Source organism: Rufibacter sp. XAAS-G3-1 (assembly GCF_013623775.1).
In the GTDB taxonomy this organism is placed as follows: Bacteria; Bacteroidota; Bacteroidia; order Cytophagales; family Hymenobacteraceae; genus Nibribacter.
In genome coordinates this window covers 159,138-175,812 of the sequence record NZ_JABFAM010000001.1, presented here as the reverse complement: position 1 = coordinate 175,812, position 16,675 = coordinate 159,138, and the positions used below count along the sequence as shown (strand labels likewise).

At 51.5% G+C, this 16,675-nt stretch carries 13 protein-coding genes; 10 read left to right on the top strand and 3 right to left on the bottom strand.

All coding sequences use genetic code 11. From position 1 onward, the window contains the following. Positions 1 to 109: 109 nt before the first annotated feature. Positions 110 to 1,390 (top strand): sensor histidine kinase KdpD, encoded by a 1,281-nt coding sequence (locus HHO50_RS00710; RefSeq protein ID WP_181304087.1) that lies wholly within the window; start codon positions 110 to 112, stop codon positions 1,388 to 1,390. 35 nt (positions 1,391 to 1,425) lie between these two features. On the opposite strand, the gene HHO50_RS00705 is transcribed toward HHO50_RS00710, so the two are convergent. Further along, a complete protein-coding gene (locus HHO50_RS00705) occupies positions 1,426 to 1,737 on the bottom strand; it encodes a hypothetical protein (protein ID WP_181304086.1) in 312 nt (103 codons plus the stop codon). Between the two features lie 189 nt (positions 1,738 to 1,926). Between HHO50_RS00705 and HHO50_RS00700 the strand changes: the two genes are divergently transcribed. The 5 genes from HHO50_RS00700 to HHO50_RS00680 all read left to right on the top strand — a co-directional run bounded on the left by HHO50_RS00700 (position 1,927) and on the right by HHO50_RS00680 (position 5,498). After that, positions 1,927 to 2,397 (top strand): hypothetical protein, encoded by a 471-nt coding sequence (locus HHO50_RS00700; protein WP_181304085.1) that lies wholly within the window; start codon positions 1,927 to 1,929, stop codon positions 2,395 to 2,397. Between the two features lie 379 nt (positions 2,398 to 2,776). Further along, positions 2,777 to 3,979, top strand: coding sequence for a S9 family peptidase (locus tag HHO50_RS00695; protein ID WP_181304084.1), 1,203 nt, complete (start codon positions 2,777 to 2,779; stop codon positions 3,977 to 3,979). Between the two features lie 347 nt (positions 3,980 to 4,326). After that, positions 4,327 to 4,473 carry a hypothetical protein gene (locus HHO50_RS00690; protein WP_181304083.1) on the top strand — a complete coding sequence of 49 codons (147 nt, stop codon included), beginning with the start codon at positions 4,327 to 4,329 and terminating at the stop codon, positions 4,471 to 4,473. Positions 4,474 to 4,477: 4 nt separating this feature from the next. After that, on the top strand, positions 4,478 to 5,185 hold the full coding sequence (locus HHO50_RS00685; protein WP_181304082.1) for a response regulator transcription factor: 708 nt from the start codon (positions 4,478 to 4,480) through the stop codon (positions 5,183 to 5,185). Positions 5,186 to 5,288: 103 nt separating this feature from the next. Continuing rightward, positions 5,289 to 5,498: a hypothetical protein gene (locus HHO50_RS00680; protein WP_181304081.1), complete on the top strand. Its 210-nt coding sequence runs from the start codon at positions 5,289 to 5,291 to the stop codon at positions 5,496 to 5,498. 518 nt (positions 5,499 to 6,016) lie between these two features. Here the strand turns inward: HHO50_RS00680 and HHO50_RS00675 are convergent. After that, on the bottom strand, positions 6,017 to 6,961 hold the full coding sequence (locus tag HHO50_RS00675) for a hypothetical protein (RefSeq protein ID WP_181304080.1): 945 nt from the start codon (positions 6,959 to 6,961) through the stop codon (positions 6,017 to 6,019). Positions 6,962 to 7,541: 580 nt separating this feature from the next. On the opposite strand from HHO50_RS00675, the gene HHO50_RS00670 reads away from it, so the two are divergent. The 3 genes from HHO50_RS00670 (at position 7,542) to HHO50_RS00660 (ending at position 12,018) form a co-directional block, all read left to right on the top strand. Beyond that, positions 7,542 to 9,944: a heavy metal translocating P-type ATPase metal-binding domain-containing protein gene (locus HHO50_RS00670; RefSeq protein WP_181304079.1), complete on the top strand. Its 2,403-nt coding sequence runs from the start codon at positions 7,542 to 7,544 to the stop codon at positions 9,942 to 9,944. Between the two features lie 632 nt (positions 9,945 to 10,576). Next, entirely contained in the window at positions 10,577 to 11,059 is a 483-nt protein-coding gene (locus HHO50_RS00665) for a transporter substrate-binding domain-containing protein (RefSeq protein ID WP_219921404.1), read from the top strand. Continuing rightward, the gene (locus tag HHO50_RS00660) at positions 11,056 to 12,018 is read left to right on the top strand and encodes a cation diffusion facilitator family transporter (protein WP_181304078.1); all 963 of its coding nucleotides are present in this window, start codon (positions 11,056 to 11,058) and stop codon (positions 12,016 to 12,018) included. The genes HHO50_RS00665 and HHO50_RS00660 overlap by 4 nt, the downstream gene beginning before the upstream one ends. 469 nt (positions 12,019 to 12,487) lie before the next feature. On the opposite strand, the gene HHO50_RS00655 is transcribed toward HHO50_RS00660, so the two are convergent. Next, positions 12,488 to 12,793: a hypothetical protein gene (locus HHO50_RS00655; RefSeq protein ID WP_181304077.1), complete on the bottom strand. Its 306-nt coding sequence runs from the start codon at positions 12,791 to 12,793 to the stop codon at positions 12,488 to 12,490. Positions 12,794 to 14,038: 1,245 nt separating this feature from the next. Here HHO50_RS00655 and HHO50_RS00650 point away from each other — a divergent pair. Next, the gene (locus tag HHO50_RS00650) at positions 14,039 to 16,570 is read left to right on the top strand and encodes a PAS domain-containing protein (RefSeq protein WP_181304076.1); all 2,532 of its coding nucleotides are present in this window, start codon (positions 14,039 to 14,041) and stop codon (positions 16,568 to 16,570) included. The last annotated feature ends 105 nt before the right edge of the window (positions 16,571 to 16,675 follow it).

Below are 16,675 nucleotides of genomic sequence, written 5' to 3'. Positions count from 1 at the left end.
TTGCAAACATACCGGCTCTGGTCATGCACCTAGGTTAACGGTTTGTAAAAAGATGTTAATGAGATGTTAACGCATTACTAGAGAGGCAGAAATTGCTTACTTTAGCCCCATGAGCCGTCAAAAGATTCAAGTTATTCTGGTGCTGGCGTGTGTGGCGTTGGTCGCCTTGTTGAGCGTGCAGTTGGTGTGGCTCAACAAAGCCTACAGTGCCCAGGAACGCGCCTTCAACCACAGCGTGCAGGTAGCCCTGACCAATGTCTCTGACCAATTGCTTTCCAAAAGCGGAAAAGTCGCGCCCACCTCGGCGAAGCCGATAAAGCAGGTAGCCTCCAACTTCTTTCTGGCCGAACTGAATGCGCCCGTAGACCCCGCTGAGGCGAGTAAACTTTTGCAGGAGGAACTAGCCAAGCGGCAACTGCAGGAACGCTACGAGTTTGGGATATATAACAGCCTGGATGATACGCTTATGTTTGGGCAATACATGGCGGCTCCGCAGAAAGCGGCTACTTCTGTGAAAACGCCCGTTATTCGGCATGAGCAAGTGGGAGCGGTGCCGTTGTACAACCTGGCGGTGGTGTTTCCGGGGAAGACGTCGTTTATCTTAAAGGAGATGGAATTCTGGTGGTATTCTACGGGGGCGCTGGGGCTGGTGGTGCTGTTCTTCGCCTATACCATGTTTCAGATCTTGCGCGAAAAACGCCTGTCTGAGCTGAAAACCGATTTTATTAACAATCTCACCCACGAGCTGCAGACCCCCATCACCAACATAAGGCTGGCCAGCGAAGTGCTCCGCAAGCGGGCCGAAACACTTTCCCCCGACCGGCTGACCCGCTACCATGATTTAATTCATTCTGAGAACGAACGTCTGCGGGCGCAGGTAGAGCGGGTGCTACAGATGGCTACCCTAGAAAACCGGGAATTGGCCCTGAAAAAAGAACCCGTAGACCTGCACGCCCTTTTGCAGGAGACGGGTCAGAACCTGACGCCCCGTTTGCAGCAACGCGCCGGCCACTTACGGCTAGACCTGCAAGCCACCAAACCGCTCATCCACGCCGATGGTCTGCACCTGGCCAACGCCCTTTACAGTCTGTTGGACAATGCCGAAAAATATTCGCCGCAGGCACCTGAGATTGAAGTGAGCACCCGAGACACGGAGCAAGGCATCTCAATCAGCATCCGCGACAAAGGCGTGGGCATTAAGCAGGAGTTTCAGAAATTTCTGTTCGATAAGTTCTACCGCGTACCCACCGGCAATGTGCACAACGTGAAAGGCTTCGGGCTGGGGTTGAGTTATGTAAAGACGATTATGGACGCGCACCACGGGCAGGTGACCGTAGAGAGCACCGGGCAGCAGGGAACCTGTTTCCGGTTGGTGTTACCGGTGAACTAGGAATTGTGTTTTAGGGCCGTTTTGGGGAAAGTAGGCTATTTTCGCAGCACCTCCATGATCTTGTCAGAGACTTTGCTTACATCCTGCAGGGTATGGTCTGGGAAATAGTCAATGGCGCAGATAGATTTCTGTAAATCTAACCTTCGGGCGTAATGGATGGCAATCACGTGGTCTTTTTCAGTGGCGTAAAACTCTACTGCCTGGTCTACGGCGGGGACGCCTAACAGCTCCATGCGCTGGCAGATAATCGTTTGGACATCGGTCAGGTAACCGCCGGTAATCACTTTCACCTCCGTCATCAGAGGCTTCAAGTCCGTTAGCAAGGTATTCTGTTTCACCACCTTCATATCCCATCATTTAGAAAGTGAATTTACCTTTTCCGCTCAAGGTAAATATGATGCAATTATTACCATTTCTGCTGCTATGTTAACTTATTGTTACTTGATTGAAGATTTGAGGGCGAGGTTAAAGGCAGGGCAGTCAAACAATTCAAGTGAAACACAGGTAGAAGAAAAGGAACCATTAAAGCCGAGGGAATGGGAAAGAAATCTACCAAGAAGAAAAAGAAAGACAAGTCCAACGCCGAGGAAAAGAACACCCTTGGCAAGGGCCTTACCATGCGGTTGAAAAAAGCGGTAAAACATCACGGCGCCGAGATGGTAACGGAGTTGGTGACCGCCCTCATTGCCTCCTATGTCAGTAGCAGGAAAAAAAATAAAGCTGAGGCAAAGCTTACGGAAGCGGCCAAATCTGCGATAGGAAAAGAAGCCCAGGCCGCTATAGAGACCATCAACCAGAGTTCGCAAGCCAGTAAAAAACAGCCTTCAAATTCTGCCAAAGACACGTCTGCCACTCCAGATGCGGTCGTGCTGGTGAAGGTGGAGATTTCTGATCCGTCTACTAATACCCCAGCTGTGGAAGAAACCTCAGTTTCACCCACACAAGAGGAAACCAGCGTTGATGCTACTTCTGACACTCCCCAAGAAAACGAAAAGGAGCAAGCATAAACCGGCTTCTGTTTCGTGGGCTAGATAATCAACTCAAGTTGCGCATCACAAAAGCTGGGCAAAGGTATGGCTCCCGTTTACCTGCCCCTCCTAGGAGGAGATGTTTCTACTGGTGTACTTGTGCCGCTGTACGGGATTGGTAAATCTGGAAGAGCAAGGAATGTGTAGGGCAGCATCTTTACAGGAGAATGGAGTGAATTGTTTAAAAGCCCCACAAAAAGGAAGTTTCTGGAAGGCGCTGCCCTCTTGTTCCTATGAGATGATTCCTAACCAAAGTTAAGGTTACATAGTGTGCTTTTATTTGGTTTGAATTATCAATACCTTGATTGTCAAGGCGGTGAGGCTAGCTCACGTATGATGTTATTTTAAAGGAAATGCTATGAAAAAGAACCTACTAAATTTTTGCTGGGTAGTGCTGGCGCTGTTTGTCTTTACCAGTTGCGATTTCTCAGATGATGAGGAACCGCAGCCAGCCGGGAGCGAGTATTTTGTCTCCGCCACCTCAGTGGCCAAAGTTCCCAGATCGGCCTTGCAAGTCTACGCTACCGCCGCTGGTTTTGCCAGGTTTGTTTCGTACATAGACTATGACATTGAGGTGTATAGGTTCGTCTACAACACCACGTATAAAGGCAGCACCGTACAGGCCTCTGGTTTGCTGTGTATTCCGCAGAACATGCCCTCGCCTCCCGCCCTGGTGAGTGCCCAGCACGGCACCATTTTCCATGACAGCGAAGCACCCTCAAACTTTCCGCAAGGCTTCTCAGGTTTTGAAATCTTGGGCGCGGTGGGGTACGTTACCGTCATTCCTGACTTTATTGGGTACGGCACCACCAAAGACATTGTGCACCCTTATTACGATGAAGAACATTCGGCCTCGGCGGTGGTGGACATGCTGAAAGCCGCCAAATATTACCTGGAACGCGAACAGGTGGAAACCAATGACAATCTGTTTCTGATTGGGTATTCTGAAGGAGGCTACGTGACGCTGGCCGCCCAGAAAGAGATAGAAGCTGATCCAAGCCATGACCTGGACATTACCGCCGTGGCAGCCGGAGCCGGAGGCTATGATATAGGAGGCATGCTCAGTACCCTTGCCACGGTACCCACCTACGTAGAACCGTCTTTCCTGCCCTTGATCCTGAACAGCTACAATGTCACCTACGGATGGAACCGTCCCTGGACTGATTTTTTCCAACAACCGTACGCCGGTAGAATCCCTGGTTTGTTAGACGGAACCAAAAGGAGGGAAGAAATCAACAGTCAACTCACTACCGCTCCGGCCGCCCTGTTCAACCCAACCTTCTATGCGAACCTGAGCATTCCATCGGGCGAGCCCGTTCTACGCCAGGCCATTGCCAACAACAGCCTTCTGGATTGGAAACCCGCCAGCCCTACCCGGCTTTACCACGGTACCGAAGACGAAGCGGTTTTCTACCAGACATCGGTGACCACCTACAACCAGTTCCGGGCGGCCGGGGCAACAAATGTTACCTTGACGCCCATACCCGGAGGCACGCACCGCACCAGCATAGAACCCATGATGCTGGACGTTTTGCCGTGGTTTGAATCCTTGAATGACTAAGTAAGCGGAAGAAAATAGAAGCAAATCGAGCGTCCTTGGACTAAGTACTGAGGGCGCTCGATTTGTTTAGTGGGAAATAGGAGGTGAGCGTTTCTGGCGGCTTTTTCAGAAATTAGCCTTTAAACGCACCAAGCTTTTTTCGCATGCGTACGCTCCTTAAAGACGTTTCGATAGTCCTAGTAAAAGTAATGCTGTCTCTGTACTTTAGAACAGGATACTCGCAGCCTCTGGCCGCTGCAAGACCTATGTAAAGCGGCGGGCCGCCGGAGGTATCTCACACTCGCGGGGCGCGAGCGAGTGGAATCATTGCTTTTCTAGGACTACCGACGTTTATTCACCTCAGTTTTATGCCTCCAGCCGAAGAAACCACCATTATTCGTAAGCAGAGTTTCAAGCCCATTACCACCCGCAAATACCCCTTGGGCCCACATATAGTGCCGCTGATTATAAACGGACAGGAAAAAGCCATCGCAGACTTTATTCTTGTATCTTAGAGCTATGGCGCGCATTTTACTTGTTGAAGACGACCCCAACCTTGGCTTCCTGCTGCAAGACAGCCTGGAAACGGCCGGTTACCACGTCACGCTCTGCGCAGACGGCGAGGCCGGACTTTCGGCGTTAGCCCAAAGCACCTTTGATTTGTGCGTGCTGGATGTGATGTTGCCCAAACTGGACGGATTTTCAGTGGCGCAGGAACTGCGGCAGCGCAACGTGCCCGTGCCTTTCATGTTCCTGACCGCCAAAGCCCTGAAAGCCGACCGTCTGCAAGGCTTTGAACTGGGCTGCGATGATTACCTGACCAAACCCTTCGGGCTGGAAGAACTGGTGTACCGCGTAAAAGCCATCCTGCGCCGTACGGCCCGTGAGCCGGAAGTTGCTCCATCAAAACCAGTGTTAGACCCGGCTGAAATTCTTTCATTTGGTGCTTCCTCCTTAGAATTTAAAAACCTGCTGCTGCACGTGGGCGGCCAAACCCACACCCTCACAGATAGGGAGGCCGAACTCCTCCGGCTCTTTGTGCAACACCCGCACCAATTACTCCGCCGGGAGGAAATTCTACAGCGCCTCTGGCAAGATGATGGCTACTTTGTAGGCCGCAGCCTTGATGTGTTCATCTCGCGCCTGCGCAAGTATCTCCAGCCAGATTCATCAGTCAAGATTACCACCGTACACGGCCGGGGGTATAAGCTGGAAATAGCGGAGTGAGGGTCTATGACTTTACACAGAGAAGAGGATGCGGGAATGGCACAGACGCTCGCAGGTCTTTCAAACGCTACGAGGTCTTTTGAGTGGGTGGCATTGAAGCTGTTTGGAGTTTTACACCTGTTTTCATAGAAATAGCCCTAAAACGAAGGTACAAGCCGATGCCTGCGGCAGTGTACAGACAACCCTCTTGTTTTTGGCCTATTTTCATAAAAATAGCCTAAAAACGACAGTAAAAGCGGGCACTTGCCCCACAGGAATTGCTTTAAAGCTTGTTAATGAAAACTCTAAACAGGTTCATTATAAGAAAATTTAGCAATACGTGGATCGGCAGGTGTAAACATCCCCCTTCCCCCTTCAAAGGGGGAGTATCTGCTATGGAAGGGGAATATACTCTGAAACTTAAGGCCTTGCTGTTCGGGAGTTCTACTCCCGAACCTGTCTGCTGCGGAGTTCTACTCCGCCGGGAACCACGGGCAGGTGTTGCAAAAGAAGGGGAGTAGAACTCCCCGGCAGGTTGCTTCCGGAGTGGAACTCCGGAAGAGCGGGATTGGGTATACTAACCACCAACTACTACTCTTCCATTACTTTCCCCAGTTCCAGTCTTTCCCGAGCGCGCCTCGCTTTTGGCCATAGAAAGGCAGGAACTAAGAGAGACAGACTTCTCAGGCCGAAAGGGCAATGCGAGAGGGGAAGACGGGGCCCCGCGGCCGTGAGCGCACGAAGGGCAGCTATGCAACAACCAAGCATAAGGGCTTCGCATCAACCAGCCGCCACGCCAGCAAAAGCAAACTGCATGCACTTAACACTAATCAAACTAGCTTCATCACCACTTCATCTGCTTTCATTCTGCTGCTTCTCTTCTTTCTTCTCCGCTTTTTTCTCTTCCTTTTTAGTGTTCAGAATCTTCTTGACTTGCTGCACCACGTTGATCTCACCGGTTTTCACCGCATCCATGTGAATGGTGCCCACTACATCGCTTTTAGGCTCCAGCACCATGTAGATTTTCATGTTGTACTGCCAAACCTGCCCCCCGGGGAGGGTTTTGAAGGTGGTTTTCAGGGGTTTCTTCACATCTGAGCCTGCCGAAATATTGATGGGGGTCACACTACGGGCTTTCACCAGATAGTCTTTCACGGTGCCGCCTACGGAGCTCATCTTCTCGGGGAAATTGAGCGTCATCTTCATGTCCCGGATGTAGAAGTCGAAGTGGTTGGGGTTGTCCAGGGTCATGGTCATGACCATTTCCATTTCATCCAGGCCGAAATCGGTGATCTTCAGGTTGGGAACGGTGGCCCCGGGTAGGGCCGGAATGAGCATGTCCAGGTCTTCGTTTATGTCAAACTTCTGCCGGCCAAAGAGCGGCACATCGGCGTAAGCCTCCATGTGCGCCTGTACTTTTTCCCCTTCCTTCACCTGACGCCGCACCAGTTCGCGGGTCTTGTGGTGGTTCATGGTCATGGGGAACTTGATGGTTTGTTTCTGCTGGTTCGCGTCGCGTTCAAAACTCTTCTGTCCGTGCGCCACGCTGGTGTTGTACAGCTTGAAATCATACACCATGCTGTCTACAAAAGTGGACACGAAGGACGGTTTCACATCCATGAGCACGTTCATGGTGGCGGTTTCCTCATTGATGCGGGTATCGGTCACGCGAATATTGTCAATTTCCGGGGCCAGGAAAGAAATCAACTTTTTAGTGGGGGTGGTGACAATGATCACCCCTCCCAGCACCACCAGAAGCAACAGGAGCAGTAAGGTGATTTTCAAACCTTTTTTCATCTCGTTTTATCTTTTTACAGGCCCCTTTAGCTGATGTAGAGCTTATTGGACTAACGCTTTTAGAATGGATGGCTTTGTTACCAACTGACAATTAGGTATTTACACCGGTTTTGAAAAGAACGGCATCGGCTTTGCCGAGGCTCAGGGGAACGCGGGAGGAAGGCACGTGTGAAACAGCCGGCCAAGAGAAAAGCCCTGTCAGGGAACCCGGCTTCAGGCTTACACAGAAGCTTGGACGGGGTAAAGTCGTTTCGCGCCTATTTTCCCCAAAGTAGGCGTAAAACGATCTTCGCCCTTCTATGGTACTTTGCTGAAACGTTGGAAGTCCTTCGCCTTTTTGGGCTGTTTTCCAGAAAATAAGCTCAAAACGGGCTTGTTTATACCCCTTTGCTGCGCTTAGTTTCCTGATTACTCAGAACGCAAGACTCAGACCTGGCCGCCGTTGTCAATGTCTTTGGTGAAACCAAACTCAGCATTGGAGGCGGCAACCCGCATGAGTAGGGTCATCAAAGACGGTGATTATTGTCATGTTCCAGAGGCGGGGCGGGCGGTACTTTTGTATAGACTAAAAAGAAAAGTTATGCTCCAGACCGCACATCTAGAGACCGACGTCCACACCTGCTACCATTGCGGCGATGAATGCGCCAATACGCCTATTCACTTTGATGAGAAGGAGTTCTGCTGCGAAGGCTGCAAGGTGGTGTATGAACTATTGGCCGAGAACGATCTCTGCACTTATTATACCCTAGACAATCGCCCCGGCATCTCGGTGAAAGACCCTATTGCCTCGGCGCGTTTCGTGTACCTGAACGATGCCAAAGTACAGCAGCAGTTGCTGGATTTCCAGAACGATAAAGTTAGCAAAATCACGTTCCATATTCCGCAGATGCACTGTAGTTCCTGCATCTGGCTTCTGGAGAACCTGAACCGCCTCAACGCCGGGGTAACCGATGTGCACGTGAATTTCCTGCGCAAAGAAGCGGCCGTCACCTTTGAACACGGCGTGACCACGCTGGCGCAGGTGGTGGAGCTGATGGCCCACATCGGCTACGAGCCCCAGATTACGCTGGCAGACATGGAAGCGCCCGCGCCCAAGAAAGACCGCTCCATTTACTACAAGCTGGGCTTGGCCGGCTTCTGTTTCAGTAACGTGATGCTGCTGAGTTTTCCCGAGTACTTCGGCGGGTTGCAGTACCAGTTTGGGCGGTTCTTTGGCTGGCTCAACGTATTGCTGGCCTTGCCGGTGTTTCTGTACAGCGCGCGCGGTTTCTTCACCAGTGCCTGGCAAGGCTTGCAGCAGCGCATGATCAACCTGGATCTGCCTATCGCCATTGGGTTGCTTTCTCTATTCTGCGTGAGCATCTATGACATTGCCACCGGGCGCGGCCCCGGCTTCCTGGATTCGTTCACCGGCCTGGTGTTCTTCATGCTGATTGGCAAGTACGTGCAGCGCCGCACCTATGACTCCCTGGCCTTCGACCGCGAGTACACCTCGTATTTCCCGATTTCGGTCTCCGTTCTGAAAAACGGGCAGGAAACGCCTACCTCGGTGAAAGAACTGCAAAAGGGCCAGCGTATTTTGGTTAGAAACCAGGAACTCATTCCCGCCGACTCTATTCTGCTGCGTGGTTCCGCTAACATTGACTATAGCTTTGTGACCGGAGAATCTGTGCCGGTGGTGCGGGTGGCCGGGGAAGTGATCTACGCGGGCGGAAGGCAGCTGGGCGAAGGCATTGAACTGGAGGTGGTGAAAGAGGTGTCGCAGGGTTACCTGACCCAACTCTGGAACCACGTCAACTTCAAGAAAGAAGAAAAGCAGACCGTAGAGAACTACGCCAACGCCGTAGGCAAGTACTTCCTGTCAGTGACCTTGCTCATTGCGGCCGGGGCGCTCTGGTACTGGATTCCGCGCGATTCTGACATGGCCGTGAAAGCCTTTACCTCGGTGCTGGTGATTGCCTGCCCGTGTGCGTTATCCTTGGCCACGCCGTTCACCCTGGGAGCCACCCTGCGCATTTTCGGGAAGCAGAAGTTTTACCTCAAGAACAGCGGCGTGGTAGAAGCCATGGCCAAGGCCGATACCGTGGTGTTTGACAAAACCGGCACCTTAACCGAGCCTAGCGCGGCGGCCATTTCCTTTGTGGGCCACGCCTTGTCTGAAGCCGAAGAGCAATTGGTGCGCTCTGTTTTGAAACACTCCACCCACCCGCTAAGCCAGCGGTTGTACACGCATCTGGAGGGCAAGCCGCAACCCGTGCTCCATTTTCTGGAGAAACCCGGTGCCGGGCTGGAAGGGGTGGTAGGAGATACGTTTGTAAAAGTTGGTTCTGCTGCGTGGGTATCTGCGGTTTTTGAGGAAGGGCAGAACACCAAACAAACCCGCGTGTTCATTGCGTTAGACGAGCAAGTGCGGGGCTATTATATGTTCCAGAACGTGTACCGCAAAGGGTTAAAAGAACTGGTGCAGGAGCTGGCCAAAACCAAAAAGCTGGCGGTGCTCTCCGGCGATAATGACAGCGAGGCCCCGCGCCTGCGCGAACTCTTCGGGCCAGAGGCCGAGCTTCGGTTCAACCAATCGCCCATGCAGAAACTGGAGTACATCACGTCCCTGAAGGAAAAAGGCCAATCTCCCATCATGGTAGGCGATGGCCTGAACGATGCGGGGGCCTTGCGCCAAAGCGACGTTGGCCTGGCCCTCACCGATAACGTGACCGGTTTCTCCCCTTCCTGCGATGGTATCTTAGATGCGAAGCATTTAGAACGTCTGGCCCAGTACATCCGGTTTTCCCAGACCAGTCTGCGCCTGATTCTGGCTGCCTTTGGGGTCTCCTTTATCTATAACATCATTGGTCTGACCATGGCGGTGATGGGAGAATTTACGCCTATTGTCTCCGCTATTCTCATGCCGGTAAGTACCCTGAGCGTGATCTCGTTTGCCGTGCTTTCTGTGAAATTAGCCGCAAAACGGGCGGGGCTGCGGTAAAAGCTTTTGTTGTTTGTTTGTTTGTTTGTAAAGCCGCGGCTTTCCTGATAGAAAAGGGAGAGCTGCGGTTTTCTGTTTTAAGGTGCCGTGTGGCGTTAAAAGTAGGGGCAATTCCCTTGGGGTTGCCCTTGGCCGTTCTTGGGGCAGGCCATAAGTAATGACCAATTATCTTTTCTCTGTTTGAAATAGCCTCAATCATTACCGTTGCACCGGAAACCTGTAAGAGCATGTTTAAATTTCATCTTTGCGCTACAAACGACCATAAAAAGAACCTGCGTTCACCTTTTTCTCGCACCGTAGCGCTGCTACGCGGCTCAAAAAACGCTTCCGCAGAACCTTTCTCTGGTTAGTTGAGCCAGCAAACCTCAAATGTAAACAAGCTCTAAGGGCCACCACTAAGGATTACCCCTTCATTCTGCCATTCATTCCAAAATCACCCCTCAGGGAAAATTGGTTTCAACAGGAGAGGCGAAGGTTGCGCCCAATATGGGAGAAGAGCGAAAGAACTTTCCCTTCAATAACCAATCAGGAGGGCGCGCGTACTAACAGCAACTTCACGGAAATGTTTAAAAGGACGTGAAAAAGTTTGAAGGGTAACTTCAGACCATGCTCCAAACCTTACCTGCCAATCCATGATGCCATCGCACATCAAACAACTCTTTTTTCTTCCTGTATTTCTTCTCCTGCTATCCGGCTGCGGCCAATTCCCGAAAGACCCCGAGAAAACGCTGGAGCAGGTCACCAACGGAACCCTCCACGTTGGGTATTCAGAAAATCCGCCGTGGGTGGTGAAAGGGCCCGGCGGGCCAACCGGTAGTGAGCCAGATCTGGTGAAAGCGTTCGCCAAAAGCATTAACGCCACCATTCAATGGCAGAATGACACAGAGCAGAATCTGCTGGAGAACCTGGAGAAAAACAAACTGCACCTGGTCATTGCGGGCATCACGGAAGACAGCCCCTGGAGAAACAAGATCGCCTTTACCCGACCTTATGCCCAGGTGGGGAAAAAGAAACACGTATTCTGCGTGATCAAAGGGGAGAACGCCTTTCTGGTGAAGCTGGAAAAATTCCTGCACCAGCAACAATCCACCCTGGAAACCCGCTTAAAGCCATGAAACCAATTGATAGATTTGAGTACCCAGAGGAGTTACAGCCAGACTATGCGAAAGCGAAGAAACTGGAGTGGATCACCGTGGCTTATCTACTCTCCACCGCCTTGCTGGTGTATTTGACCATGGGCAACTCACAGGCCATGAAAACGGCTTGGTTTGAAGACATGCTGAGTTTAACCCCGGCAGTTTCGTTTCTCATCGCCTCGCGGGTGTTCCATAAGGCGCCCAACAAAAACTTCCCGTACGGCTACCATCGGGTGGTGAGTATTGCCTATCTGTGCAGCGCCGTGGCCCTGTTTTCAGTGGGCGCCTTCCTCATCTTCGATTCGGCCACCACGCTTGTCAAACAGGAACACGCCACCATTGGTATCAAAGTGATTTTTGGGCACGAGGTTTGGCTGGGGTACCTCATGATGGCGGTAATGCTGTACGGAACCTTTCCGGCCCTTATTCTGGGCCGCATGAAACTACCTCTGGCGATAAAGCTGCACGAGAAAAACCTCTATACTGATGCGGCCATGAACAAAGCCGACTGGATGACCGCCGCCGCCGCCATCCTGGGCATTGCGGGCATTGGCCTGGGCTGGTGGTGGGCCGATGCGGTGGCCGCCCTGCTCATCTCCCTGGACATCATCAAAGACGGCTACACCAACCTGAAACAGGCCGTGTTTGATTTGATGAGCGAAAGCCCCAAGAAAGTAGAAAATCAGCAGGATGACCCTTTGCTTCAACAAGTGAACGAACTGCTGAAGAAACAGGAGTGGATAAAGGAATTCGCGTTCAGAATGCGGGAAGAAGGGCACATTTACCTGGGCGAAGGCTTTGTGGTGCCAGCGTCAGAGCAAGAGTTGGTGAGCCGGATAGAACAGGTAAGCCAGGAGGTGGAAAACCTGAGCTGGCGAATCCAGGAATTTGTGCTCATGCCCGTTCAGGAAATTCCCATGACAACGGCAGAAAAGTAAGAAGTCGGGGGAGTTTGTTTTATCCATTATTGGCTGATAAGTTCGCCCTGGAGTTGGGGCGGAACAGGGTTCAAGTTAAAGGATTCCTCTTCTGGGCTCATTCTACCCCCTTCAAAGCTCATCTTGTAGGAAACTTTTACGAACGTTGCTGTTCGGGATTGATAAATCTGAAAGAGCGGGAAGGGTAGAAAGCGCTTTTTTTCATTGAAATGGCTACTGTTTTTTCCCTACAAGATGAGCTTCAAAGGGGGACGGAATGCGTACGGGTTTTGCTATCCACCATCTCCTTCAAAGGCCTAAAACCAAAGATCCAATAATGGTTTTAGGCCTGTTTTCCATAAAAGTGGCCTAAAACAGACTGCTGGTATTCTCAGGCAAAAAAGCATGTTTTTGCTGCAACGGCAACCCACAAAAGAAGAGCCTTCCGTTTCTAGCGGAAGGCTCTTCTTTAAAGTAAAAGCGGAGGAAATTAGTCAACTTTCTCTTCTACTTTTTTAGCCCCTTTCTTGGTGGTGTTTTTTACCGCTTTCCCGGCTTTCTTAGCACCTTTGGCAGTGGCTTTGGTACCGCTTACGGCTAAGTTCTTGGTGCCTTTCCCAACAGATTTGGCTCCCTGGCCTACCTGCTGCGCCCCTTGCTTGGCACGCGCTTTATTGGTTTGCGTAGTATCTTGTACCAGCCTGTTGTCTTTCAAGGGGTGGTCAGAAGCCTGGGCAGTGTTTAGCTGAAATCCTGCGGCTAAAAACAAGGCGGCTAAAAATGTTATCTTTTTCATATTTACCTCAGTTAAGTTCCTGGTTTGTGATGCCCCTTTCAAACGAGCGATACACAAGATGGTTGCTTCCTCAAGCTGAGAAGCTCCTTTTTATTTCTAAAAAAACGTCAGGTGAATACGTTGCCACGCTGACTGTGTTTTTTGCCTTTTTTCTGTAAAGTGGCTCTCAAACAGATTGACCAAACGGTGAAAAGAAATGACTGTTCCCCAACCTTATTAAATCTCCCAATTGCATGATGTATGCGCCTTAGAAGGAGATGGTGAAGCGTAAAACCCACCCCAACTCCTTCCAGGCTCATCTTGTAGAAAAAAAGAAGATCTTTCCCTGGCTTGTCCCCTGACAAGCCAAAGTATTTGAATGGCAGGCTTGAACGCTTTTCTTCCGTCCTGTCGGGGGACAGGACGGATGAAAAGCGGAGGCTCCTTTTGATTTTGGAGTTGTCCGCTAAAACCCGATCCATTTCACCTACTGGCACTTCTTGTTTTTTCCCTACAAGATTAGCTCCCAAGAGGGGAATACGCCTTCTTCTTTATGGCGCAGATTTACTTCCGTGACTTATTGAAGCATTATCGAAAGTCACGGAAGTAAATCCGCACCATAGTGCCATAGAAAAAAGGGGTCTTACTTACTTTTCCCAGTTCCAGTCTTCCCAGAGCGCGCCTCGCTTTTGGCCCTAGACAGGCATCTACTAAGAGAGACAGACCTCACAGGCCGAAAGGGCAGTGCGAGAGGGGAAGACGGGGCATCGCGGCCGTGAGCGCACGGAGGGCAGCTATGCAAAAACCAAGCATAAGGGCTCCGCATCAGTCCGTCACCACGCCAGCAAAAACAAAAGGCGTGCACAAAAGAGATGTCCACGCAAAAGCAGACAAGCCACGGAACAGCATAAGGCGTGCACCCACTAATCTCTCAATAGAAGCCAGTCCCAGAGACAGAAGCCGAAGCGCAGAAAGGCACCAATAAAGTTCGCTTTAGATAAATACAAGTGCGTCTTTTCTTGAAAGAGAGAAAGCCAACCTTTTTTGCCTCTAGCCGGTTTTAAGGAATCAACAAAGCTTTTGGCCCATTTTCAGAAAACACCAGGAAAACGCGGGAAAAGAAGGATAAAACCCGTCAACGGGAAGCAAAGGAAAGCATTCCTTTTAAAGGACTACCGAAATCAGTATAATTGCTTACTTGGAGTGATCATGGCCTGCGGCAACACGTATAGCGGACATTCTCAACGTGTAATCCCCAACAACTACATGACCAATCATACCTCCTTCTGCCAAGAGGACGCCGCCAGAGAAAGTAATCTGCCTTTTCAGAGAATCTTTGAAGCCCAACCCAGGCTCATCCTGCTTCTTGAGCCAGACCTGACCATCCAGGGGGCCACAGACGCCTATCTGGAAGAAACCCTCACGGCACGGGAAGAGATCATGGGCAAGCATATATTTGACGTTTTCCCAGATAATTTGAAGGGGGCGGCCGGCTCCTCCACCAGTGGCATATTCGCTTCTATAGAACAGGTGCTTGCTACCGGCCAGCCGCATAAACTGGACGTTATTCGCTATGACATTCCTGACCCAACTTGCGCGGGTGAATTTCTGGAGCGCTACTGGAGTACCATCCACACGCCCGTACTAGGTGAGGGAGGAGCCATCACGTGTATTATCCATGAAACCGCCAATGTCACCGAAAGGGAAAAAGCCAAGCGCCAGCTGCAAGAAAGCCAGGAACGGGAACAAGATGCCCTGGCCCAGGCCGATCAGCAACGCATACGCCTGGAGCGGCTTTTTGAGCAGGCACCCGCCGCCTTAGCCATGTTGGAAGGCCCCCAACTGGTGTTTGGGGTGGTCAATAAAGCATACCAGCAGCTTTTCCCGGGGAGGCAATTACAAGGCCTGCCCCTGTTTGAAGCCCTCCCTGAACTGAAGAACCAACCCATTGATGACATCATCCGGAAAGTGTACGCCACCGGGGAAACGTTTGAGGGGAAAGAGGTTCTGGTGCCCATGTACCGGTCTGAAGGCCAGCCGCTGGAAGACATTTACTGGAGTTTCATTTACCAGGCTCTCTATGACGCCCAGGGACAGGTAAACGGAATCCTGATTTTCGCGCTGGATGTGACCGATTTTGTGCTGGCGCGCCGGGTGGCCGAGAAGAGCGCCGAGGTGCTGCAGACCCTGAACCAGGAGCTGGAGGAGCGGGTAGCGCGCAGGACAACCGCCCTGCAGCAAGCCCAGGCCGGAGCCGAAAAGCAAAAGATAAGACTGGAACGTTTGTTCATGGATGCCCCGGCGGCCATCTGCATCTTAGACGGCCCCACCATGGTGTTTGAACTGGTCAACCCCATCTACCAGCAGTTGTTCCCCGGTAGGGAGTTGCTGGGCAAACCTATCTTGGAGGCCCTGCCCGAGATTGCAGACAATACCGTGTACGAGACATTCAGGAGGGTGTACGAGACCGGGATAACCCATGAAGAGCAAGAGATGTTCATTCCGCTGGCCCGCCCCCAGGACGGTGTGCTGGAAGACCGCTATTTCAAGTACATACAGCAGGCCCGCTACAATGAGCTGGGCCAGATAGACGGCATTCTGGTGCTGGCGTTTGAAGTGACCGAGCAGGTAAAGGCCCGCAGGGCCGTAGAGGCAAGTGCCCGGCAACTTCAGCTCATCACAGATTCTTTGCCCGTCCTCATCGGGTACCTGGACAAGGAAGAGAAATACCGCTTCGCCAACAAGGCGTATGAAACCTGGTTTCCCTTCAAGGCCGAAAGTTTATTAGGCCGCCCTGTTTTAGACGTAATCGGCGAAAAAGCCTACCAAAACGTGAAAGGCTACATTGACCGCGCCCTGGCCGGGCAGCAACTGGACTTTGAGGCAACCATGCCGTACAAAGACGGGTTCATAAAACACATCCAGACCAGTTACGTGCCAGATGTCCAGAACGGCCAGATAGAGGGTTTCTACACCCTGGTCACCGATGTGACCGAGCAGGTAGAAGCCCGTCTGGCCCTGCAGCAAAGCGAGCATGAGGCCAAAGCCATCGCCGAAGAACTGGCCACGGCCAATGAAGAGTTACGGATGGCCAACCAGCAACTCACGCACACCAACGCAGACCTGGACAACTTCATCTACACGGCCTCCCATGACTTAAAAGCGCCTATCTCCAACATAGAAATGCTCATGGAAGAACTATTGCTGGAGTTGCCGCAGGAAAGCCTCCAAGCGCCAGAAATAAAGAGCATTCTGCAGATGATCAAGGGAGCCATAGACCGCTTCAGAAAGACCATTGACCACCTCACTGAGATCACCAAACTGCAGAAAGACCATCTCTCTGAGACCAAACTGGTGAGTCTGGAGCAAACGGTACAGGAGGTAATGCTGGACATGGAGCAGGGCATCCAGAAAGTGGGGGCACAGATAGAGGTTGCCGTGCGCAACTGCCCGCAGATTCCCTTTTCTGAGAAAAACCTGCGCAGCATTGTGTACAACCTGCTTTCAAACGCCCTCAAATACCACCACCCAGACCGCAAACCAGAGATAAAGGTAAGCTGTCACCAAGAGGCAGAATACCTGGTGCTCACGGTACAAGACAACGGACTGGGGTTAAGTGCTGCCCAGCAGGAGAAACTTTTTTCTATGTTCCGGCGCTTCCATGATCACGTAGAGGGTTCCGGCATTGGGCTCTACATGGTGAAACGGATGGTAGACAATGCAGGCGGTAAAATTGAGGTAGACAGCGAAAAAGGCCAAGGGTCTACCTTTCGGGTGTTCCTTCTACAGGAGGTGTAGACGCGTAGGCACTAAATCTGCCCCAGAGAAAAGCCCGTTTTAGGCTTGTTTTCAGAAAACCAGGTTAAAAACAGGCTTTCATTCCCTTCTTTACGTTGTACTTTT

Coding starts and splice junctions, on each gene's coding strand:
- HHO50_RS00710 (WP_181304087.1), top strand. CDS start 110: ATGAGCCGTCAAAAGATTCAAGTTATTCTGGTGCTGGCGTGTGTGGCG.
- HHO50_RS00705 (WP_181304086.1), bottom strand. CDS start 1,737: ATGAAGGTGGTGAAACAGAATACCTTGCTAACGGACTTGAAGCCTCTG.
- HHO50_RS00700 (WP_181304085.1), top strand. CDS start 1,927: ATGGGAAAGAAATCTACCAAGAAGAAAAAGAAAGACAAGTCCAACGCC.
- HHO50_RS00695 (WP_181304084.1), top strand. CDS start 2,777: ATGAAAAAGAACCTACTAAATTTTTGCTGGGTAGTGCTGGCGCTGTTT.
- HHO50_RS00690 (WP_181304083.1), top strand. CDS start 4,327: ATGCCTCCAGCCGAAGAAACCACCATTATTCGTAAGCAGAGTTTCAAG.
- HHO50_RS00685 (WP_181304082.1), top strand. CDS start 4,478: ATGGCGCGCATTTTACTTGTTGAAGACGACCCCAACCTTGGCTTCCTG.
- HHO50_RS00675 (WP_181304080.1), bottom strand. CDS start 6,961: ATGAAAAAAGGTTTGAAAATCACCTTACTGCTCCTGTTGCTTCTGGTG.
- HHO50_RS00670 (WP_181304079.1), top strand. CDS start 7,542: ATGCTCCAGACCGCACATCTAGAGACCGACGTCCACACCTGCTACCAT.
- HHO50_RS00665 (WP_219921404.1), top strand. CDS start 10,577: ATGATGCCATCGCACATCAAACAACTCTTTTTTCTTCCTGTATTTCTT.
- HHO50_RS00660 (WP_181304078.1), top strand. CDS start 11,056: ATGAAACCAATTGATAGATTTGAGTACCCAGAGGAGTTACAGCCAGAC.
- HHO50_RS00655 (WP_181304077.1), bottom strand. CDS start 12,793: ATGAAAAAGATAACATTTTTAGCCGCCTTGTTTTTAGCCGCAGGATTT.
- HHO50_RS00650 (WP_181304076.1), top strand. CDS start 14,039: ATGACCAATCATACCTCCTTCTGCCAAGAGGACGCCGCCAGAGAAAGT.